At 74.3% G+C, this 21,465-nt stretch carries 17 protein-coding genes (1 of these 17 running past the window's edge); 5 read left to right on the forward strand and 12 right to left on the reverse strand.

Annotated elements, in window-relative coordinates:
• The 7 genes from ahcY to QBL21_RS29430 form a co-directional block, all read right to left on the reverse strand.
• Positions 1-1,117: the 5' portion of an adenosylhomocysteinase gene (ahcY, locus tag QBL21_RS29400; RefSeq protein WP_407565256.1), read on the reverse strand. The gene continues 347 nt to the left of window position 1, outside the view; 1,117 of the gene's 1,464 nt are visible here — the first part of the coding sequence; its start codon is at positions 1,115-1,117; its stop codon lies beyond the left edge, outside the window.
• Between the two features lie 350 nt (positions 1,118-1,467).
• Positions 1,468-2,391, reverse strand: coding sequence for a cation diffusion facilitator family transporter (locus QBL21_RS29405; protein WP_407565257.1), 924 nt, complete (start codon positions 2,389-2,391; stop codon positions 1,468-1,470).
• Positions 2,392-2,568: 177 nt separating this feature from the next.
• The gene (gene manA, locus QBL21_RS29410; RefSeq protein WP_407565258.1) at positions 2,569-3,765 is read right to left on the reverse strand and encodes a mannose-6-phosphate isomerase, class I; all 1,197 of its coding nucleotides are present in this window, start codon (positions 3,763-3,765) and stop codon (positions 2,569-2,571) included.
• A gap of 19 nt (positions 3,766-3,784) precedes the next feature.
• Entirely contained in the window at positions 3,785-4,906 is a 1,122-nt protein-coding gene (locus QBL21_RS29415; protein WP_407565259.1) for an SIS domain-containing protein, read from the reverse strand.
• Between the two features lie 12 nt (positions 4,907-4,918).
• Positions 4,919-5,131, reverse strand: coding sequence for a Trm112 family protein (locus tag QBL21_RS29420; protein ID WP_407565260.1), 213 nt, complete (start codon positions 5,129-5,131; stop codon positions 4,919-4,921).
• 334 nt (positions 5,132-5,465) lie between these two features.
• Entirely contained in the window at positions 5,466-6,824 is a 1,359-nt protein-coding gene (locus QBL21_RS29425) for a phosphomannomutase/phosphoglucomutase (protein WP_407565261.1), read from the reverse strand.
• Between the two features lie 131 nt (positions 6,825-6,955).
• Complete coding sequence (locus tag QBL21_RS29430; RefSeq protein WP_407565262.1) at positions 6,956-7,414, reverse strand: DUF3499 domain-containing protein; 459 nt, start codon at positions 7,412-7,414, stop codon at positions 6,956-6,958.
• Between the two features lie 352 nt (positions 7,415-7,766).
• Between QBL21_RS29430 and QBL21_RS29435 the strand changes: the two genes are divergently transcribed.
• Positions 7,767-8,147: a metallopeptidase family protein gene (locus QBL21_RS29435; RefSeq protein WP_407565263.1), complete on the forward strand. Its 381-nt coding sequence runs from the start codon at positions 7,767-7,769 to the stop codon at positions 8,145-8,147.
• A 50-nt stretch (positions 8,148-8,197) separates the two neighbouring features.
• Here QBL21_RS29435 and QBL21_RS29440 read toward each other — a convergent pair whose 3' ends face one another.
• From QBL21_RS29440 to QBL21_RS29450, 3 genes are all read right to left on the reverse strand, one after another.
• Positions 8,198-9,757: a DUF5719 family protein gene (locus tag QBL21_RS29440; RefSeq protein ID WP_407565264.1), complete on the reverse strand. Its 1,560-nt coding sequence runs from the start codon at positions 9,755-9,757 to the stop codon at positions 8,198-8,200.
• Positions 9,754-13,611, reverse strand: coding sequence for a glycosyltransferase (locus tag QBL21_RS29445; RefSeq protein ID WP_407565265.1), 3,858 nt, complete (start codon positions 13,609-13,611; stop codon positions 9,754-9,756). The genes QBL21_RS29440 and QBL21_RS29445 overlap by 4 nt, the downstream gene beginning before the upstream one ends.
• A 323-nt stretch (positions 13,612-13,934) precedes the next feature.
• Positions 13,935-14,198 (reverse strand): WhiB family transcriptional regulator, encoded by a 264-nt coding sequence (locus QBL21_RS29450; protein WP_018840771.1) that lies wholly within the window; start codon positions 14,196-14,198, stop codon positions 13,935-13,937.
• 622 nt (positions 14,199-14,820) lie between these two features.
• Between QBL21_RS29450 and QBL21_RS29455 the strand changes: the two genes are divergently transcribed.
• Genes QBL21_RS29455 through QBL21_RS29465 form a run of 3 tightly spaced genes read left to right on the forward strand, consistent with a single transcriptional unit; the run spans position 14,821 to position 17,750 of the window.
• A complete protein-coding gene (locus QBL21_RS29455) occupies positions 14,821-15,333 on the forward strand; it encodes a cysteine dioxygenase (protein ID WP_407565266.1) in 513 nt (170 codons plus the stop codon).
• 24 nt (positions 15,334-15,357) lie between these two features.
• A complete protein-coding gene (gene cofD / locus QBL21_RS29460; protein ID WP_407565267.1) occupies positions 15,358-16,314 on the forward strand; it encodes a 2-phospho-L-lactate transferase in 957 nt (318 codons plus the stop codon).
• Positions 16,311-17,750, forward strand: a complete 1,440-nt coding sequence (locus tag QBL21_RS29465; RefSeq protein WP_407565268.1) for a coenzyme F420-0:L-glutamate ligase — start codon at positions 16,311-16,313, stop codon at positions 17,748-17,750. Before cofD ends, QBL21_RS29465 begins: the two co-directional genes overlap by 4 nt.
• Before the next feature lie 84 nt (positions 17,751-17,834).
• Here QBL21_RS29465 and QBL21_RS29470 read toward each other — a convergent pair whose 3' ends face one another.
• Positions 17,835-19,001 (reverse strand): LCP family protein, encoded by a 1,167-nt coding sequence (locus tag QBL21_RS29470; protein WP_407566605.1) that lies wholly within the window; start codon positions 18,999-19,001, stop codon positions 17,835-17,837.
• Between the two features lie 197 nt (positions 19,002-19,198).
• Between QBL21_RS29470 and QBL21_RS29475 the strand changes: the two genes are divergently transcribed.
• On the forward strand, positions 19,199-19,729 hold the full coding sequence (locus tag QBL21_RS29475; protein ID WP_407565269.1) for an acyl-CoA thioesterase: 531 nt from the start codon (positions 19,199-19,201) through the stop codon (positions 19,727-19,729).
• Between the two features lie 128 nt (positions 19,730-19,857).
• Here QBL21_RS29475 and QBL21_RS29480 read toward each other — a convergent pair whose 3' ends face one another.
• Positions 19,858-21,315 (reverse strand): LCP family protein, encoded by a 1,458-nt coding sequence (locus QBL21_RS29480; RefSeq protein ID WP_407565270.1) that lies wholly within the window; start codon positions 21,313-21,315, stop codon positions 19,858-19,860.
• Between the last annotated feature and the right edge of the window lie 150 nt (positions 21,316-21,465).

The raw sequence follows: 21,465 nt of genomic DNA on the forward strand, positions 1-21,465 counted from the left end.
TGACCACGCCGGGCAGCTTGGCGAGGCCGGCCATGTCGATCTCGTTGTCGAAGTGGCCGATGTTGCCGACGATCGCCTGGTGCTTCATCCGGTCCATGTGCTCGGCGAGGATGATGTCCTTGTTGCCGGTGGCGGTGACGAAGATGTCGGCGGTCTCGACGACGTCCTCCAGCCGCGCGACCTGGAAGCCGTCCATGGCCGCCTGGAGGGCGCAGATCGGGTCGATCTCGGTGATGATGACCCGGGCGCCCTGGCCGCGCAGGGACTCGGCGCAGCCCTTGCCGACGTCGCCGTAGCCGCAGATGACCGCGGTCTTGCCGCCGATGAGGACGTCGGTGGCGCGGTTGATGCCGTCCACGAGGGAGTGGCGGCAGCCGTACTTGTTGTCGAACTTCGACTTGGTCACCGAGTCGTTGACGTTGATCGCCGGGAAGAGCAGCGTGCCGGCCTCGTGCATCTCGTAGAGCCGGTGGACGCCTGTCGTGGTCTCCTCGGTGACGCCGCGGATCTCGGAGGCCAGCTCGGTCCACTTCTGCGGGGTCTCGGCGACGGTGCGGGTGAGGAGCTGGAGGATGACGCGCTCTTCGTCGCTCTCCGCGGTGTCGGGCGAGGGGACCTTGCCGTCCTTCTCGAACTCGACGCCCTTGTGGACGAGGAGGGTCGCGTCGCCGCCGTCGTCGAGGATCATGTTCGGGCCGCCGGTGGCGGTGCCGGGCCAGGTGAGGGCCTGCTCCGTGCACCACCAGTACTCCTCCAGCGTCTCGCCCTTCCAGGCGAAGACGGGGACGCCGCGGGGGGCGTCCGGGGTGCCGTCGGGGCCTACGGCGACGGCCGCGGCGGCGTGGTCCTGGGTGGAGAAGATGTTGCAGGAGGCCCAGCGGACCTCGGCGCCGAGGGCGGCCAGGGTTTCGATGAGGACCGCGGTCTGCACGGTCATGTGCAGCGAGCCCATGATGCGGGCGCCGGCGAGCGGCTGGGCCTCGGCGTACTCCTTGCGGATGGACATGAGGCCGGGCATCTCGTGCTCGGCGAGCTGGATCTCCTTGCGGCCGAAGGCGGCCAGGGACAGGTCGGCGACCTTGAAGTCCGGGCTCGTCGCGGTGGTCGTGGAAGTCACGTCGACACTCCTTGAGGGGTGGTCGGATTCCCTGAGCGCAGAGCGGGACGTGCGCACGGTGCGCGTGTGCACGTACGGATACGGACACACCTGTCCCTCTGCGGCTCAGTCCGCCGGAGGCCCTCTCTCCCCCTCGGCCGGCCCGCGTGCGGACCACCCGATCGCCATCAGCAGCGACGTCTGGCTCTGCGCCCCAAATCTACCGCAGGCGGTCCTCGCCGCGAGGGCACGGGGGCGACGGGAACTGGCCATCCCGCCCACCGGACACGCGCTGAGACGGGGCCCGGGGCAGGGGTGCGCGCGGGCTTCAGGCGGGTGGGCGGTGTCCGGTCCTGGGGCCGGTGGCTGCGTTACGTGTCCGTCTTCGCGCGGGCGATGTCCGGCTCCAGGTAGATCACCCTGGCCACCGGCACCGCCTCCCTGATCCGGGACTCCGCGGCGTCGATGGCGCGCGCCACCTCGCCCGCGGTGTCGTCGTGCTGCACCGCGATCTTCGCGGCGACCAGCAGCTCGTCCGGGCCGAGGTAGAGGGTCTTGAGGTGGATGACCTGGGTGACGGTGTCGCCGTCGACGAGCGCGGTGCCGATGGCCTCCACGTCGGCTTCGCTGGCGCCCTCGCCGAGGAGCAGGCTCTTGGTCTCGATGGCCAGTATCACGGCGATGATCAGCAGCAGGACGCCGATGGAGACCGTGCCGACGCCGTCCCAGACGCCGTCGCCGGTGGCGAGGGCGACGCCCACGCCGAGGAGCGCCAGGACCAGGCCGACGAGCGCGCCGAGGTCCTCCAGCAGCACCACGGGCAGCTCGGGCGCCTTGGCGCGGCGGATGAACTCCCACCAGCCCTGGCTGCCCCGTACCTGGTTGGACTCCTTGATGGCGGTGCGGAAGGAGAAGATCTCCGCGATGATCGCGAAGACGAGGACGCCCACCGGCCAGTACCAGTGGTCGATCTCGTGCGGCTCCTCGATCTTGTGATAGCCCTCGTAGACCGCGAAGAGGCCGCCGACCGTGAAGAGCACGATGGAGACGAGGAACGCGTAGACGTAGCGCTCGCGGCCGTAGCCGAAGGGGTGTTCCTTCGTGGCCGCCCGCTTGGCGCGCTTGCCGCCGAGGAGGAGCAGCGCCTGGTTGCCGGAGTCCGCGAGGGAGTGCACGGCCTCGGCGAGCATGGAGGACGAGCCGCTGAAGACCCATGCCACGAACTTCGCAGCCGCGATCGACAAGTTGGCGCAGAGCGCCGCGAGGATCGCCTTCGTACCGCCGCCTGCCGCCATGTGCCGCCGGCTCCCTTCGGTCTGCTGCCGCGAGGCGCCGCGGGAAGCGGCGTCCTGTCACGGCGGCACATTCTGTCAGCACCGCGGCCGGTGGGCGCAAGCCCCGCCGGCCACGGCTGTGGACAACTCCCGGCGCTGTGGACGGGCCCGGCTGGCGGGGGTCGGTCGGCGGCGGGGTCAGTCGGCGGGGGTGGCGCGGAAGAGGGTGCCGGAGCCGGTGGCGTGCAGCCTGCCGTCCGCGGCCGGGACGAAGGCCGACTCGCCGCGGTGCAGGGCCAGGTGCTCGCCGGCGGCGTTGGTCAGTTCGGCGCTGCCGTCGGTGCACAGCAGGATCTGCGGGCCCGCGCCCGCCGCCGGGGCCTCGACGGTGACGGGGCCTTCGTCGAGGTCGTGGCGGTAGAGGCGGAAGTCGTCGACGGGCACGGCGTAGCGGCCGTCGGGGCCGGCGCGCAGCACCTCGGGGGCGCCGGGGGTGAACGACACGATCTTCAGCAGCTCCGGCACGTCCACGTGCTTGGGCGTGAGGCCGCAGCGCAGCACGTTGTCGGAGTTGGCCATGATCTCGACGCCGACGCCGTCGAGGTAGGCGTGCGGCACGCCGGCGCCGAGGAAGAGCGCCTCGCCCGGCAGCAGTCTGACGACGTTCAGCAGAAAGGCGGCGACGACGCCAGGGTCGCCGGGCCAGGAGCGGGCCAGGGCGCCGTAGGCGGCGTAGTCGACGGCGTACGGGGAGTCGGTGGTGCCCAGCTTCTCCGCGGCCCGGCCCGCGGCCTCGACGGTGGACGCCAACTCGTCCCGGTCGGCGCGCAGCACGCCCGCGAACACCTCGCGCAGCGCGTCCTCCTCGGGGTGTGCGCGCAGCGCGTCGGCGTACGGCTTTAGGCCGTCGACGCCGAGGCCGTCGAGGAGGTCGGCCGCGACGGCCGCCGGGCGGAAGCCGCACAGGCCCTCGAAGAGGGTGAGGGCGCAGATCAGCTCGGGCTTGTGGTTGGCGTCCTTGTAGTTGCGCTCGGGGGCGTCGGCGGGGACGCCGCGCTCCTCCTCCTCGCGGTAGCCGGTGCGGGCCTGTACGAGGTCGGGGTGGACCTGGAGGGACAGCGGGGCGGCGGCGGCCAGCACCTTGAGCAGGAACGGCAGCCGGGGCCCGAAGCGCGCGACCGTCGCCGGGCCCAGCTCGGCGTCCGGGTCGCCGGAGATCACCCCGTCCAGGGGGACGGGTCCTGCGCCGCGGTCGACGCGGGAGGGCGCGCCGGGGTGGGCGCCCATCCACAGCTCGGCCTGCGGTTCGTCGGTCGGGTCGGTGCCGAGCAGCTCGGGGATGGCGGTGGTGGAGCCCCAGGCGTACGGGCGGACGGTGTTGTTCAGGCGGTCCATACGGCCATCTTGGTACGGGTCAGGCGGAACCGGCAGCCAGGGCGAGGTAAACGGCGGTGAAATCGGCCGTGGCGATCAGCTCGCCGGCGGCCTCCAGGGGTGCGCCGTCGGACGGTTCCAGCTCGCTGACGGGGGTGCCCTGGGAGGAGGCCAGCTCGCGAACCGCCGGGGCGGCCTCGCGGGGGGTGCGGGCGGCGTCGGCGGACTCGTCGTGCAGCAGGACGATGCGGGCGCGGAGCGCGGCGGGCTCCTCGACGCGGTCGCGGAAGATGTCGTCGGGGTCGGCGCCGGTGGTGAACGCCTCGGACAGCAGCATGCCGTGCGCGGCGAGCGCGTCGGGCAGCGCCGCGGGCAGCGCGGGGCGGCCGGCGACGGCGGCCAGCCGGCGGGCGAAGTAGCGCGCGGCGGCGCCCGCGACGGGGCCCTCGCTCCACAGCAGCGGCAGCGACTCGGCCAGCTCGGCGGCGAGCGTCTTGGCGGGGTTCGCGTACGTCTCGATGGCCGGACCGCAGCGCTCGGCGACGACGTCGAGGCGGTCGGCGACCCGGGCGAGGACGTCGTCGGGGGCGGCGAGCAGCCCGATGCGGTCGGCGAGCGCGAGCAGCGGGGTGAGCAGCGGCCACAGGCCGCCGGTCTCGATCTGCTCGCCGGGGGCGTGCAGCAGCGGCATCGCGAGCCCGCGGGAGGTGACGATCTCGGCGACCGCGGAGGTGCGGGGGGCGACGGCGGCGACGGTGCAGCCGCGCCGGTACGCCTGCTCGACGAGCGCGGTCAGGCCGGGCTCGCGGCCGTAGTCGGTGGCGATGAGCAGCAGGTCGTACGGGCCGGCCCAGCCGGGCAGCGTCCAGTTCAGGGCGCTGGGCTCGGGGCGGGAGCCGGTGGGGCGCAGGGCGGTGACGGGGCTGGCGCCGCCGGTCAGCGCGCGCAGCAGGTCGGCCGTGGTGTAGGCGACGGGGCCCGGGGCGGCGACGAGCAGCGCGCGGGGGCGGCCGTCGGGCTTGACCTTGGCGAGGTCGGACTCGGCGGCCTGGCGGGCGGCGATACGGACCTGGGCGCCGGCCTGGGCGACGCTGCGCAGCAGGCCGCGGGCGTCGGCGCGGGCGAGTTCCTCGGGGTCGTCGAGCAGCGACTCGTCGAGCATGGCGGCGGGGGCCTAGGCGGGGCGGTGGGCTTCGTCCACGAGCAGGACGGGGATCTCGTCGCGTACGGGGTAGACCAGGCCGCAGGTGTCGGAGGTGCACTGGAGCGCGGGCTCGCCGGGGGCGTCGGAGGCGCCTTCGCCGGCCGCGCCGCCCTTGCTCTCGCGCAGCGGGGCGTGGCATGCCGGGCAGGCGAGGATCTCCAGGAGGCTGGCGTCGACCGGCATGTACGTCCCCTTCGGCTGGCTGCGGCGGTGCTGTGCGGGCTCGCTGTTGCTGGCTGATCTCGGCCGTTCTCGGCTGTGCGTACGAGCGGCAGGCGGCCAGCCTACCGCCGGGCGTACGGGGCCGCCTGCGCGCGTACGGGCTGCGTCCGGACATCCGGGGGCGGCGGCGGGTGGCGGTGGGCCGAAGCGGGACTGCCGGTCGGCGGCGTACGGGCGGGGGTAAGGTCCGTACGCCCAGGGATGGTGCCCCTTACCGGTCGGCCCGTCGCCCACCGGCCCGCCGCACGCCTTCGTGCGCTTTCGGCCGTGCCCGGCTTCCCGGCGCGGGCCTGCCTCAGCCCCGTACCAGCGCCAGTGCCTCGTCCCGTACCCGCGCCATCGTCTCCGCGTCGCCCGCCTCCACGTTCAGCCGCAGCAGCGGCTCCGTGTTGGACGCGCGCAGGTTGAACCACCAGCCGTCGCCGGTGACGGTCAGCCCGTCCAGCTCGTCGATGGTGACGCCCTCGCGCCCGGTGTACGCGGCCCTGACCGCGGCGAGGCGGCCGTTCTGGTCCTCGACGGTGCTGTTGATCTCGCCGGAGGCCGCGTACCGGTCGTAGGCGGCGACGAGCTGCGACAGCGGGCCGTCCTGGCCGCCGAGCGCGGCGAGGACGTGGAGCGCCGCGAGCATGCCCGTGTCGGCGTTCCAGAAGTCGCGGAAGTAGTAGTGCGCGGAGTGCTCGCCGCCGAAGATCGCGCCGGTCTTGGCCATCTCCTCCTTGATGAAGGAGTGGCCGACGCGGGTGCGCACGGGGGTGCCGCCGTGCTCCTTGACGACCTCGGGCACGGACCAGGACGTGATCAGGTTGTGGATGATCGTGCCGCCGCCGTTGCGCTCCAGCTCGCGCGCGGCGACCAGCGCGGTGATCGCGGACGGCGGGACCGGGTCGCCGTTCTCGTCGACGACGAAGCAGCGGTCGGCGTCGCCGTCGAAGGCGAGGCCGGCGTCGGCGCCCGTCCTGCGGACCTCGGCCTGGAGGTCGACGATGTTCTTCGGATCGAGCGGGTTGGCCTCGTGGTTGGGGAAGGTGCCGTCCAGCTCGAAGTACATGGGGACGACGTCGACGGGCAGTGGTTCGAAGACGCTGGGCACGGTGTGGCCGGCCATGCCGTTGCCGGCGTCGACGACGACCTTCATGGGCCGCACGGCGCTGAGGTCGACCAGGGAGCGCAGGTGGGCGGCGTAGTCGGCGAGGAGGTCGGTCTCGGTGACGGTACCGGGGGTCGCGGCGGGCTCGGGCGGCCCTTCGGCCTGCCAGCGCTCGACCTTGGCGCGGATCTCCGCGAGCCCGGTGTCCTGGCCGACGGGGGCGGCGCCGGCGCGGCACATCTTGATGCCGTTGTACCGCGCGGGGTTGTGGCTGGCGGTGAACATGGCGCCGGGCAGGCCGAGATGGCCGCTGGCGAAGTAGAGCTGGTCGGTGGAGCAGAGTCCGATGAGGACGGCGTCCGCGCCGCGGGCGACGGCGCCGCGGGCGAACGCGGCGGCCAGCGCGGGCGACGAGGGGCGCATGTCGTGGCCGACGACGATCTTGTCCGCGCCGGTGGTTTCGGTGAAGGCGGCGCCGAAAAGCTCGACGAGCGGCTCGTCGAGCTGCTCGGGGAAGACGCCGCGTACGTCGTACGCCTTCACGATCGTCGAGAGATCGGTCACGGTTTACCGCCCTTCGCACGCTGCTGAGGCTTGCACAGTACGCGATGGGGCGAGCACGCGCCGTCCGGGGCCGGGCCGTCCGGGGGCCGTACGGGAGGGGTTTGCGCACCGCCCGCGGGCGGTGTGCGCCGTCAGCCTTCCGGGGAGCGGAGCACCCGCAGGTGGGCGCGGCGGGCGACCTCCATGGGGTCCGCGTCCCGGCCGCCGGGGGCGACGGCGCGCGGGGCGGCCATCCGGTCGCCGTCCGGCGCCCCGCGGGGCGGGCGGGGCGGGCGGGCCGCTTCGCGTACGGCGTTGGCCAGGGCCTCCAGGTCGTCGCCGCTGGGCCGCACGGGGCCGGAGGGGAGCGCGAGGCGGACGACCTCCCAGCCGCGCGGGGCGGTGAGCCGCTCGGAGTGCTCCGTGCACAGGTCGTAACAGTGCGGCTCGGCGTGGGTCGCGAGGGGGCCGAGGACGGCGGTGGAGTCGGCGTAGACGTAGGTGAGCGTCGCGACGGCGGCACGGCCGCATGCGGTGCGCGAACAGCGACGTACAGGGCTCACGACGTTGGACGGTACCGCACTCCTGAGCGGGCCGCGACGACTCACCATCGCGTCACCCACCCGTGTCGCCCGCCGTTCGTCGCGAAGCCGGTCGCGGATGGCCGAGTTGACCTGCGACGTCGGTCACATCGGCGACCCGTACGACGGGACAAGTGATCAGCCCTGGCTGCAAATCGTGTCAATCCCACCGGTTTCGGCGGACGTCGGCCCGTTCATCCGCGGGCCGATTCCTGTGCCGACCGTTCACTTCACGACATTCCCGGGGTTGCCCCGGGATGGTCTGCGGCGGGCCCGGCGCGGGCTACGCTCATCGGTGATGGAGCACACAGAACGACCGGCACCGCCCCCCGGGCCCGAGCCGCGCCCGCGCGGCCGCACCCGCGACCGCCACGGTCGCGGCATGCGCGGCCCCGTGGCGCCGCCGCAGGTGCCGCTGGCGGTCAGCCGCTCGGACGCCTTCGTCGACCTGGTGCACGAGTCCGCCACCCGCCTCGAACGCCGCTGGCCGCAGCTCGCCGGCGTCGAGTTCGCCGTCCTCGACGTCCCCGGCGGCGGCAGCGGCCCGGCCGACTGGGAGGAGGACGGCGGGGTGCCGCTCGGCAAGCTCGTCACGGGCGGCGGGGGCCAGGACCGCATCGTCGTCTACCGCCGGCCGGTCGAGATCCGCACGAAGAACCGCGACGAGCGCGCGCTGCTGGTCCACGAGGTGATCGTCGAGCAGGTCGCCGAACTCCTCGGCGTCGCCCCGGAGTCGGTCGATCCGCACTACGGCCAGGACTGACCCGCCGCACCGCACGCCGGTCGGCGATCGCGCGGCCGTCGGCCGGGCCGTCAGTCGGTGAGGACGCCCAGGTCCTGCTCGGCGTCCGGGACTTCGACCATGCCCTTGTCGTCCGGGAGGGTCTGGATCGTGAACATCGGGATGCCGTCCTCCTTCGACTCCAGCGTGCGCGAGGCGTAGAGCGGGCCGCCCGAGACGCGCTCGACGGTGAGGGCGAACGTGCCCTTGGTGCCGGACGCCTTCGGGGGCTCGACGGTGAGGGTGGTGTGCGGCTTGACGGTGTACGTCTCCTCCGCCGGTTCGCCGCCCTCGCTGCCCGGCGACGCGGTCACCTTGACCTTGACGCCCTTGCCCGGGGCGGCCAGGGACAGGCTCGCGGCCTTCGGCCAGTTCCCGGAGGCCGTGCCGCGCTCCTCGACCGGGGCGGAGGCGGGGATGAACGCCATCTCCTGCCCGCTGTCCTTGCCGCGGGTCACGCGCAGGGCGGCGACGACGGGCGCCGTACTGCCGTCCTCCGGCTCCAGGATCAGCGAACCCACCTCGCCCTGGGTGAGTTTCTGCATGTCGATCGCCGTGGTCATGCCGCTCTTGGCGTGCACCGACTCGTAGCCCGCGGGGGTGATCGAGCCGTTGGGGCCGGCGAGCTTCACGGCGAGGTCCGCGTCGTCCTCGCCCGGGACGTAGACGACCAGGCGCACGGAGGTGGCGTCGCCGGGGATGCCGGGCAGGACCGCGCCGGACGCGGGTGCGGAGACGGGCTGGAGCCAGTCGCCGCCGAGCTGCTCGTCGGCGACGTGCACGGCGGCGCCGACGCGGCCGGAGCGTACGGCGACGTGCACCGCGACGTTGATCGACGGCTCCTCGGCGATCGTGGAGAGCAGCACCGAGACGCTGGAGCGGGCCGGGACCTGGATGCCGTCGCCGGTGTCGCTCTCGACCTTGCCGTCCTTGTCGAACAGCTCCAGGTCGACGACGGCGGCCTCGTCGTCGGGGTTGGCGAGCTGGACGTAGTCGCGGCGCTCTTCGATCGTGCTGGCGCCGGCGAACCAGAACTCGCTGTCCGGCGCCGTGCACCGCGCGCCCGACAGGCCGCGGCCGTCGCCCGCGGTGACGAGGGTCGTCTGCTGCACGCTCCAGCCGGGCGCGAAGGCGCCCTCGGCGGTGCCGACGAGGGCGGGGGCCCCGGCCTCGTCGGTGGTGGCCGCGGCGGGGGTGCCGGCACGCTTCAGGGGGGCGACGGGGTCGGGGGCGGCGGCCTCTTTCTCCTCGCCCTTCTTCTCGCCGCCCTCGTCCTTCTTGTCCTCCTTGTCGCTCTTCTCGTCCTTCTTCTCTTCCTCTTCCGCCGCCTCGGACTCCGTTGTGGCGGGCAGCAGTTCGGCGCGGCCCTCGTCGCCCTCGCCCCCGGGCGCGTAGGAGGTGTACGTCGTCTCGCCTACCTCGGTGTCGCCCGGCTGCGGGCACACCAGGGTGGAGCGCTCGACGGCGATACGGGCCGCGGCGGGCGCGGCCGTGGCGCCGCCGTCCTCGTCGGGGACGGTGAGCGTGGCGATGCCGGCGGTGACGGCGAGTGCCGCCGCGGCGGCGATCAGGGAGAGGGGGCCGGTCTTCACGCGTTGTCGCTCCCGTCCCGCTCGGCGCCTCCGCCGTAGGTCCGTTGGTCGTAGTACGGGTCCGGGTACTGGCCCGTGCCGTACGGGTCCTGCTCGCCGTCGCCGTAGCCCTGGCCGCCCTGCTGCGGGGCCGCGGAGGCGCCGGGCTGCCGGTCGCCCTCGTACGCGCCGGCGTCGTACTGCGGCTCGTAGGGCGCCTCGTACGACGTGCCGCCGTACTGCTGCTGCCCGTAGCCGGCGCCGTCCCACTCGTAGCCCTGCGGCGGGGCCGCGTACGGGTCGGCGACGGACGTGTCCCCGTACCCCTGCTCCGCCTGCCCGGCGCCCGGCACCGGCGCCGCGGCCCAGGCCGGCTGCTCCTCGGGGCCGCCCGGCGCGGCACCCGGCGGACCCGGCGGCATCGCGGGCGGCTCGGGCACGGCACCCGGCGCGCCCGCGCCCTCGTGCGCCCCGGTGCCCGCACCGTCGGCCTCCGCCGCGGCAGCCGCCGCCCGGAGCCGCCGCGCACGCCGCCCGTCGCCCTCCATCGCCTGCGCCGGCACCGCGGGCGCGTCCGCCTCCGGCAGGTCGTCGTCCACGTCGCGCCGCCGCCCCGGCAGGGCCAGCACCAGCACGACGAGCAGCGCCCCGCCGCGCGCCCAGGTCCACGCCGTGTGCGTCACGGCGGTGTCGTACGTGACGTCCAGCCGGCCGCCGGCGGCGGGCAGTTCGAAGCCCTGCGCCCAGCCGTCGACCGTCGTCGCCTCCAGCGGCTCGCCGTCCAGGGTGGCCTGCCACCCGGGGCTCGCCGCGTCCGCGAGCCGCAGCACGCGGCCCTCGGGGCCCTCCTTGAGGTCCGTGTGCACCTCGACGGGCCCGGCGGCCACGGGCAGCGGCTCGGCGGTGGTGGCGGCGGCTTCGTCGCCCTCGGGTTCTGCGGCGACGACGGTGGCCCGCGAGACCCGGGCGTCGACGCGCCAGAGCGCGCCGCCGTCCTGCTGGCTGAGCCGGGTCAGCCCGGGTGTGGCGTCGAGTACGCGGCCGAAGGCGTCGGGGGCGTCGTTGCGTACCAGGACGTAGCGCACGGCGTACTCGCCCAGCTCCGCCGACTGGTTGGCGCCGGAGCCGGCCACGAGCCCGGAGACGACACCCGACAGCCGGATGTTGCCGCCGCCGGCCTCGGCCAGCTCGGCGTCGCCGAGGCGGGCGCCGGCGCCGCGGACGAGCATGTACTCGACCTCGCCGACCGACCCGCCGACGACCAGCGTGCGCGGCTGGTCCGGCGTGCGGCTCTCCTCCGCGACGAACGCCGGCACCTGCTCGACGCCGCCGCGCTCCAGCGGCCCGTCGGCGCCGCGCCACATCCACCCGACGGCCAGCACCAGCGGCGCCACGGCGCAGGAGACGGCGACGAGCACCGCGGCCGGCTGCCGCCAGCCGAAGGACTGCTCGGCGACGCGGTGGCGGGCGCCGTCGGCGCCGATGACGGCGGCGGCGAGCAGCGCGAGCCCGTAGACGAGGGTCTGCGGCCCGGTCCAGCCGTCGCCCGCGCCGGCCGCGGCGAGCAGCCCGGCGAGGGCGGCGACGGCCCACGCGGCGCCCACCGGCAGCCGCCGGTCGGAGCGCAGCAGTGCGGCCAGCGCGGCGAGCACGACGCCGACGAGCAGCACGCCGCCGCCGGCGTTGGGGCCGCCGGGCGAGGCGAGCAGCAGGCCGAGCGGGGTCGCGTCGGTGGCCGGGGCCTCCAGGCCGGCCTCGGTGAAGAAGCGCGAGGGCGCGGTCAGCAGGTCGAGCGACCAGGGTGCGAGGAGCACCATGGGGGTGACCAGGACGGCCAGTTGACGGATGAGCGGCCCGGCGGGGCGCCGGCCGCGCACGACGGTCCAGGCGAGCAGCGCGGCGGCCAGACAGCCGGCCAGCGGCCATACGACGGGCGTGAAGGCGGTGGTGACGGTCAGCAGCAGCGCGTACGCCCAGGCGCCGCGCCAGCTCGCCCGGCCGCGCAGCCCGCTCGCGGCGACGGCCGCGCGGGCGATCAGCGGCAGCAGCACGGCGAGCACCGCGGTACCGATGCGGCCGGCGGCGAGCGCGCCGGTGGCGGCCGGCAGGAAGGCGTACGCGACGCTGCCCCACGCGCGCAGCAGCCGGGAGCTGACGAGCGGCCGGGAGGCGAAGTACGCGGTGAAGCCGGCCAGCGGCACCGAGCAGACGAGCAGCAGGGTCAGGGCGGCGTTGGTGCTGCCGAACAGGACCGTGCCGAGGCCGGCGAGGAACGCCAGGTAGGGCGGCGCGTCCTGGGTGCCGCCGGTGCCGACGGGGTGCCAGGAGTTCGCGTACGAGGACCAGAGGTCGCCGGCGTCGGCGGGGGCGGGCAGCAGCGCGCCGCCGATGAGGGCGCCGCCGCCGATCAGTTCGCGGCAGGCGATGAGGGCGACGAGCAGCAGGACGGCGAAGAGCACCGGTCCCGGCTTGCGCGCCACCCGCTTCAGCCGGGCGAACTGCTCGACTTCGAGAAAGTCGGCGTCCTCGTCGCCGGGCCCGGTCTCGACGGCGCTGCCGTGCCGGCCGCCGCCGGACAGCTCGGGCTCGGAGCGGCCGCTGAAGTTGCTGAGGACCTGTTCGACGGTGGCGCGTACGGTCGCGCCGCGGCCCGGGAACAGGGGTTTGAGGTCGCTCGGCGGCACCGCCGATTTGCCGGAGAGGCTGCTTCGCCGGCGGCGGGCGGCGGCGATGCGGTGCGGGCGCAGGAGCACGGCGCCGAGGCCGGCGACCTCGTCGAGTGCCTGGCGCGGGACCTTGCCGACGAGGTAGGCCAGGGTGCGCAGCAGGGTGCCGAGGACGAGCCGGAAGGCGATGTACGGCAGGGCCGCGGCGGTGCTGTTGACGAGGAGGGTGTAGGCGGCGCCGGCCTTGTCGACGCGGTGCGGGCTCGCCCCTTTCGCGGTTTGCCCCGATCTGCCCATGCAGTCGATGGAGCGCCGCTCGCGGGCGGCGGCCTCGGCGTGCCGCATGACGGCGTCGGGCTGGACGACGACGCGGTGGCCGGCCTTGTGGGCGCGCCAGCACAGGTCGACGTCGTCACGCATGAGGGGCAGCCGGGCGTCGAACCCGCCGAGTTGGTCGAAGACGTCGCGGCGGATGAGCATGCCGGCGGTGGAGACGGAGAGCACGTCGCGGATGCCGTCGTGCTGGCCCTGGTCCTGCTCGCGGCGGTCGATGCCGGTCCAGCGGCGCCCGCTGTGGGCGATGGTGACGCCGGCTTCGAGCAGTTGCCTGCGGTCGTACCAGCCGCGCAGCTTGGGGCCGATGATCGCGGCGGAGGGCATGTCGTCGGCGAGGCGGAGCATCGCGGCGAGCGCGTCGGGCTCGGCGGCGCAGTCGTCGTGCAGCAGCCACAGCCACTGCACGGGCTCGCCGTGGGGAAGCTCCGGCATGTCGTACGCGTCGTCGCGCCAACTGCGGCTGACGGGGTCCCAGCCGCTGGGGCGGCGCAGGTACGGCAGTTGCTCGGGGGTGAGTACGCCGGCGGTGCGCGCGGCCTCGGCGGCGGCGGTGCCGAAGCCCGTGCGGCGGGCGAGGTGGAGTACGCGCTCGGCGCCGAGGGCTTCGGTGAGGATGCGGGCGGAGCCGTCGGCGCTGCCGGTGTCGGCGGCGATGACGTTCTGCACGGGGCGCTCCTGCGCCGTGAGCGCGGCGAGTGCGTCGGGCAGCCACCGCTCGCCGTCGTGCGAGACGAGCACGGCGGTCACGACGTGCCGCGGGAAGGCGGGGGCGCCGCCGCCGGGGGCGGCCGTGGCCGTCCCGGGCCGGCCTGCTGCGTCGGCTGCGGCGGCCGGGTAGCCGGCCGCGTAGTCAGCGTTGCTGTGCTCGGACATCGAGGTGCGGACCCCTTGCGGAGTCCGGGGTCACCTCCCGGGAATGTGGCGGCTGTCGTGGACGGCCCCCCACACTAGAGGGTCCCTCCGTCACAGGGCGACTTGGCGGACAATCCCCGGGCCGCCGGGAGGTTCCGCCGAGGTCACGTACGCCGTACGGGCGGCCGGGCGCACGCCCGCGCGAATGCTCGCGGCGCCGTGCTCACGGCGCCGGGTCACCGCGCCGGGTCGCCGCACCGGGTCACCGCGCCGGGTCAGCGCACCGGGTCGCTGGGGTCCGCGTCACCGCGCGGGCCCACTGCGCCGGGCAGGCGGAGACCGGGCTACAGCGCCGCTTTCTTCAGCCGGCGCCGCTCACGCTCGGACAGGCCGCCCCAGATGCCGAAGCGCTCGTCGTTGGCGAGGGCGTACTCCAGGCACTCGGACCGGACTTCGCAGGCGAGGCAGACCTTCTTGGCCTCGCGCGTGGATCCGCCCTTCTCCGGGAAGAAGGACTCGGGGTCGGTCTGGGCGCACAAGGCGCGCTCCTGCCACCCGAGCTCCTCGTCCGCCTCCTCGACCAGCACCTGCTGGAACAGCTCGGTCATGTGCGCGCCCCTCGTCTTTGCTTCCCCGTGATGTTGCCGTTACCGAATCGCCCGAACGACACGTGTGAAATTACAGGTACGCCGCTCTGGCACAGTCAAGCCGGGATCTGCTATTGGACCTCTTATTCACCCTGCGGCACCAAGCCCTCGTGAATAGTGTTCATATCGGCCAAGACCATGACAGTCCGATAGACCGCGATCCCGGCGGGCACCCTTGCCCAGGGAGACGATCGGAGCTGGGGCGCCGTTGCGGCCCGCCCGGCAAAGCGAAGAAGATCACAGTCGCGTCACGGATGCACAACGGCACCCCGGCCCCGATGGGCGCCCTGCGGTTGGTCGCCGTCTCTCCGTACAACGGGGTGAATAAACCTTTCGCCACGCCCGGCAACCGGAAGGTGTGAATCCTTTCGGCCAACCCGGACATCCGGTTGACAACCACCCCCCGGATCCGCTCTGCTGATGCCCATGTCGGGCCCGTGGCCGTCCCGGCCGAGCGAGGAGTGTCCGAGCTGTTGTAGCCGCTGAGGCTCCAGCTCCGCTCCCTGCTGCCTGCTGTCTCCCCCGCAGTGCACCCCCCTCCGCACTCCTCGCGCACCACACACGCCAAGGACTCCCGAGCCCGATGCTCAGCGACATCCAGATCGGCGGCGACCCGCTCGCCGCCCCCCATCTGCTCCCGCCGGCGCCCGCCCACCCCGTCACCGTCGCCGACTTCGCCGGCCTCGCCCGCGCGCTCGCCGCCGACCGGGGCGCCTGGGCGCCGCTCGTCGACTACGACCCCGTCACCCGCTGGTACCACCGGCTGCGCACCGGCCCCGGCTACGAGGTGTGGCTGCTGAGCTGGCTGCCCGGACAGCGCAGCGGGGCGCACGGGCACGGCCCGTCCTCCGGCGTACTCACCGTGCTGGAAGGGGAGTTGACCGAGCACGCGAACCACACACCGCGCACCCTCGCGCCCGGCGCGCAGCGCGTCTTCGCGCCGGGCTACGTCCACGAGGTCGTCAACGACGCGCTGACCCCCGCCGTCAGCCTGCACGTCTACTTCCCCGCCCTCACCGAGATGCCGATGCACGAGGAGCACCACAGCGCCGCGCGCTGCGCCACCCGTGAGATCGGTGAGCCCGCCCGCGGCTGAGCCCGGCCTGCAAGACTGGGCGCCATGCGCATCGTTGTACTGGCCGGCGGGATCGGCGGCGCCCGGTTCCTCCGCGGCCTGAAGCAGGCAGAGCCGGACGCGGACGTCACCGTCGTCGGCAACACCGGCGACGACATCCACCTGTTCGGCCTCAAGGTCTGCCCGGACCTCGACACCGTGATGTACACGCTCGGCGGCGGCATCCACGAGGGACAGGGCTGGGGCCGCGCCGACGAGACGTTCGCGGTCAAGGAGGAGCTGGCCGCGTACGGCGTCGGCCCCGGCTGGTTCGGGCTCGGCGACCGCGACTTCGCCACCCACATCGTGCGCACCCAGATGCTCGGCGCGGGCTTCCCGCTGAGCGCCGTCACCGAGGCGCTGTGCGACCGCTGGCAGCCGGGCGTACGGCTGGTGCCGATGACCGACGACCGGGTCGAGACGCACGTCGCCGTCGAAGTGGACGGCGAGCAGAAGGCCGTCCACTTCCAGGAGTACTGGGTGCGGCTGCGCGCCTCCGTGCCCGCGCTCGCCGTGGTGCCCGTCGGCGCCGAGCAGGCCAAGCCCGCGCCCGGCGTGCTGGAGGCCATCGGCGAGGCCGACGTGGTCCTCTTCCCGCCCTCCAACCCCGTCGTCAGCATCGGCACGATCCTCGCCGTGCCCGGCATCCGCGAGGCCATCGCCGACGCCGACGTGCCCGTGGTGGGCCTGTCGCCCATCGTCGGCGGCGCCCCGGTGCGCGGCATGGCGGACAAGGTGCTGGCCGCGGTCGGCGTCGAGTCCACCGCCGAGGCGGTCGCGCTGCACTACGGCTCCGGGCTCATCGACGGCTGGCTGGTCGACGAGGTGGACACGGCGGCGGTGCCGGCGGTGGAGGCCGCCGGGATCCGCTGCCGGGCGGTGCCGCTGATGATGCGGGACACGGACGCGACGGCGCGGATGGCCGCGGCGGCACTGGAGCTGGCTCAGGAGGTACGGGCATGACGGCGGACACGGGCACGGCCGCGGACGGGAGCACGGACGCGGGCGCGGGCGCGGACGCAGGCGGGGCGGCGGACCGGGGCGACGGGGGCGGCACGGCGCCGGTCGCGGAGTTCCGCGTACGGGCCCTGCCCGGCATCCCCGAGGTGCGCCCCGGCGACGACCTCGCCAAGCTCGTCGCCGCCGCCGCACCCGGCCTCGCCGGCCCCCCGCTCGCGGACGGCGACATCCTGATCGTCACCTCCAAGGTCGTCAGCAAGGCCGAGGGCCGGGTGCGGCAGACCGGCGTGCCCGGCGACCGGGAGGCCGCCATCGACGAGGAGTCCGTGCGCCTCGTCGCCCGCCGCGGCCCGCTGCGTATCGTCGAGACCCGCCACGGCCTGGTGATGGCCGCCGCCGGCGTGGACGCCTCCAACACCGCAGCCGGCACCGTCCTGTTGCTCCCCGAGGACTCCGACGCCTCCGCCCGCGCGCTCCGCACGGGCCTGCGCGAGGCCCTCGGCGTCAACGTCGGCGTGCTGGTCACCGACACCTTCGGCCGCCCCTGGCGCAACGGCGTCACCGACGTCGCCATCGGCGCCGCCGGCGTCCGCGTGCTGGACGACCTGCGCGGCGCCCCGGACACGTACGGCAACGCCCTGGAGGGCACGATCGTCGCCGCGGCCGACGAACTGGCCGCCGCCGGCGAGCTGGTCAAGGGCAAGGCCGAGGGGCTGCCGGTGGCGGTGCTCAGCGGCCTGCCGCAACTCGTCACCCCGGCCGGGGAGGAGGACGACGGGACGGGCGCGCGGGCGCTGGTGCGGGAGCCGGCCGAGGACATGTTCCGCCTCGGCACCTCGGAGGCGATCCGCGAGGCGGTGACGCAGCGGCGTACGGTGCGCGAGTTCACCGCCGCGCCGGTGGACCCGGCGGCCGTGCGGCGGGCCGTGGCCGCCGCGGTGACGGCGCCGGCGCCGCACCACACGACGCCCTGGCGGTTCGTCCTGCTGGAGTCCGAGACGGCCCGCACGGAGTTGCTGGACGCGATGCGCGAGGCGTGGATCCGGGACCTGCGGGAGCTGAGCAACTACACCGAGGAGTCCGTCACCAAGCGGATCCGCCGCGGCGACTTCCTGCGCAACGCCCCGTACCTCGTGGTGCCCTGCCTGGTGATGGACGGCTCACACACCTACCCCGACGACCGGCGCAACGCCGCCGAACGCGAGATGTTCGTCGTCGCCGCGGGGGCCGGGGTGCAGAACTTCCTCGTCGCGCTGGCCGCCGAGGGGCTGGGCTCGGCGTGGGTGTCGTCCACGATGTTCTGCCGGGACGTGGTCCGCGATGTGCTGGACCTGCCGGCGGACTGGGACCCGATGGGCTCGGTGGCCGTGGGCCACGCGGCGGCCCCGCCGCGGCAGCGTCCGCCGCGGACGGCGGAGGCGTTCACGGTGGTGCGCTGAGCCCGCCGCGGACGGCACGCAGGCGTACGACGACGGGACCCCGGCCCACCGCGGGCCGGGGTCCCGTCCGAGTGATCCACTTCTTCAGTTGGCCGAGACGGTGACCTTCTCGTCGTTCTTGAGCTGCTCGAAGAGCTTCTTGGCCTTCGGCTCGTCCCACTTCTGTACGGAGCCGAGCCGCGGGTCCGTACCGCCGGAGACGACCGGCAGGTTCATCTGCTTGCCGTCGCCGCCCGAGACGCCCTTCATCGCCCAGAACATCTGGGCCACGTTGAACAGGCTCATGTCCTTGTCGACGATCAGCGAGTCCAGCCCGGCGCCCATCGTCGGGTAGAGCTTGAACGGGTTGAGGATCGTCGTCATCTTCGCCGACTCGCTCGCCAGCTTCGACAGCAGCTTCTGCTGGTTCTTCGTCCGGTCCAGGTCGCCGCCGGGCAGCGCGTAGCGGTTGCGGACGAAGGCCAGCGCCTCGGCGCCGTCGAGCTTCTGGCAGCCCTTCTCGAAGTCGGCGCCGGAGTTCTTGTCCTTGACCGCCTCGTCGAAGCACATCTCGACGCCGCCGAGTTCGTCGACGATGTTGGCGAAGCCGCCGAAGCCGATCTCGGCGTAGTGGTCGATGTGCAGGCCGGTGTTGTACTCGACCGTGCGGACCAGGAGTTCGGGGCCCTCGATGGAGTAGGCGGCGTTGATCTTCTGGGTCTGCTCCCCGATGCGGTTGCCGGACTCCGAGCCGGTGAAGGACGGGATGGTGACCATCCAGTCGCGCGGGAGGCTGATCATCGTGTTCCCGTTGTCACCGGTGTGCAGGATCATCATCGAGTCGGTGCGCTTGCCCCCGACCGAGCCGGTGTGCAGCTCGTCCTGCCGCTCCTTGGACAGGCCCTCGCGGCTGTCGGAGCCGACGATGAGGTAGTTCGTGCCGTCCTGGTCGCCGGGGCGGTCCTCGACCTTGCTGAGGTCCACCTCGCGGCGGAGCTTGGAGTCCGCCCAGAAGTACGTGACGACGGGCACGACGATCAGGATGACGAGCGCGACGACGGCGCCGATCTTGACGCGCTTGCGCCAGTTCGGCGGCGGCTTGCCGTAGCCGCCGGCGGGGCGCCGGCCGCGGTCGTCGTCGTACGGGTCGGAGGGGTCGCCGCCGCCGCTGCGGTAGACCTGCCCCTCGTTGTAGCCGTCGTTGTACGGACCGTGGCCGTCGTCGTAGCCCCCGGACCGCTGCGGCGGCACGCCGCCGCCCACGACGGGCATGACGCGGTGGGGCTCCGGATCGGACGCGCGGCTGCCGCGCCCGTACCGGTCCCGGCTGTCGGCGGTCCATCCCTCGGGCCAGTCACTCATGCGGGAAGTGTGCCCTGCCCGCCCGGGCGACATGAAGGGGGGTTCCGAATCGGGCCGGGCTTGTAGCGGTTCTGATGCAAAGGCACGCGCCGCTTACAGTGACACGCATGAACGATCAGGTACGCCCGGCGGCGGGCGGGGCCAAGCCCACCTCGGCCTCCCGCACCACGTTGTCGAACATCATGACGGCGAACGACGCGAACCTGCTCGGCACCGTGCACGGCGGCGTGATCATGAAGCTGGTGGACGACGTGGCGGGGGCGGTCGCCGGACGGCACTCCGGCGGGCCCGCGGTGACGGCGTCGATGGACGAGATGGTGTTCCTGGAGCCGGTGCGGATCGGGGATCTGGTCCACGTCCTGGCGCAGGTCAACTGGACGGGACGGACCTCGATGGAGGTCGGGGTGCGGGTCATGGCGGAGCGGTGGAACGAGTCGACGCCGGCGAAGCAGGTCGCGAGCGCGTACCTGGTCTTCGCGGCGGTCGACGACCAGGGGCGCCCGCGCCCGGTCCCGCCGGTCGCCCCGGAGACCGAGCGCGACGAGCGGCGCTGCCAGGAGGCCCAGATCCGGCGCACCCACCGGCTGGCCCGCCGCCGCGCGATCAAGGACCTGCGCGAGCGCCGCGAGACCGCCTGACGGCCGGGGGTACGGGCCGGGGCGGCGCCGTGCCGCGCGCCGACGCCGCCACCGGCCGCGGCAGCGCGCCGGACCCCCACCCAACGTCCCCGCCGCCTCCGCCTCCTCCGCCGCCCTCGCCGGAGGCGTCAGGTGCAGAGCACCTCGTCGCCCGTGACCGCCGACCAGACGTCCGCGCCGTCCAGGATCGGGTCCGCGGGCCGTACCCGGTGCACCTTCTCGTGGTCCACGCCCAGCGTGACCGTCATGACCGCGCCGTGGCCCGCGGCCGGGGCCAGCTTCGCGTGCGGCAGGGCGGCGGCCAGGGAGCGGGCGGAGCGGTCCCACTCCGGGTCGTACGTGACGACCGTACGGTCCGTCCGCTCCGCCGTCGTGGGAGCCCCGGTCGTGGCGAAGCCGGTGCGCGCCAGCGACCGGTCCACCCGGCCGCCGAGGCCGTTCTCCGCTGTGCCGTTCGCCACCTGCACCCGGATCCGCTCCGGCGGCACCTCCACCGGCGTCGCCTTCCCCTTCCCGCCCGCGCCGTCGCCCTTGCCCTTGCCCTTGCGGCCGCCGGAGTCGCCGGAGTCGCCGCGGCGCGGCTTGAGCGGCCTGTCCTCGCGCAGCCGGTCGAAGAGCCGCCGGGCCCGCTCCTCGTCCCATCTGACCGTCGTGCCGAGCCCCTGCACCTCGTAGCCCATGTCCGCCACCGGCACCGTCGCGAACTCCGACGACCCCGGCGAGAACCCGTGCAGCGCCTTGCCCAGCGCGAAGACCGCGCCGGTGTCGAGCGACGCGTCCGTACGCACCGAGCCCAGCAGCGTCGAGCCGACCTCGCGGAAGCGCAGCGGGTTCATCAGGCCGCTGGTGCCGGTGAGCTTGTCGATGACGGCGGCCAGGAAGCGCTGCTGGCGCTTCATCCGGCCCATGTCGGACGCGCCGTCCAGATGCCGGGCGCGTACGTACGCCAGCGCCTCCCCGCCGTCGAGGCTGCTGGTGCCGGCGGGCAGGTCGAGACCGGAGTACTTGTCGCGCAGCGGGCGCTGCGTGCACACCTGCACGCCCCCGACCACGTCCACCGTCTTCATGAACGCCGCGAAGTCGATCTCCACGTAGTGGTCGATGTGCACCCCGGACAGTTTCTCCACGGCGCGTACGGTCAGCGGCGGGCCGCCGTGCGTGTACGCCGCGTTGACCTTCGCCGGGTGCGCGGAGCGCCGTTCGCCGAGGGCGCGGTTGGTGTGCGGCGGCAGTTCGACGTAGCTGTCGCGCGGGATGCTGACCACGCTCGCGCGCCCGCGGTCCCGCGAAAGGTGGACGAGCATCAGCGCGTCCGTGCAGTTGCACGGCTCGCCGCCGAGGCGGTACTTGCGCCGCTCCTCCTCGCTCACGGTGTCGCGGCGGTCGACGCCGGCGACGAGGAAATTGAGCCCGTGGCCCTCCCGGGGGCGGTCGGAGATCCCGCGGAAGGCGTCGACCCGGTGGATGCCGGAGCCGATGGAGCTGAGCAGGAAGTACCCGGCCCCGCCGGTGGCCAGCAGCAGCAGGGACAGCGCGGTGGCGATCCGCAGACCCCAGCGCGGGCGCTTCTCGGACGGGGCAGGCACGGTGGGGGGACCTCCGGCGGGGCTCGGGCGGGGCTCGGGGGGGCTCGGGGGGGGTACGTCGGTGTAGGGGGCCCGTGGACGTCTGCGCGGCAGGCCGTGGCACGGGGCACGGACCCGCCCACGGTATGGACGTAGGCGCCGTCCTTCCCC

The organism is Streptomyces sp. 184 (assembly GCF_045781775.1).
Classification (GTDB): Bacteria; Actinomycetota; Actinomycetes; order Streptomycetales; family Streptomycetaceae; genus Streptomyces.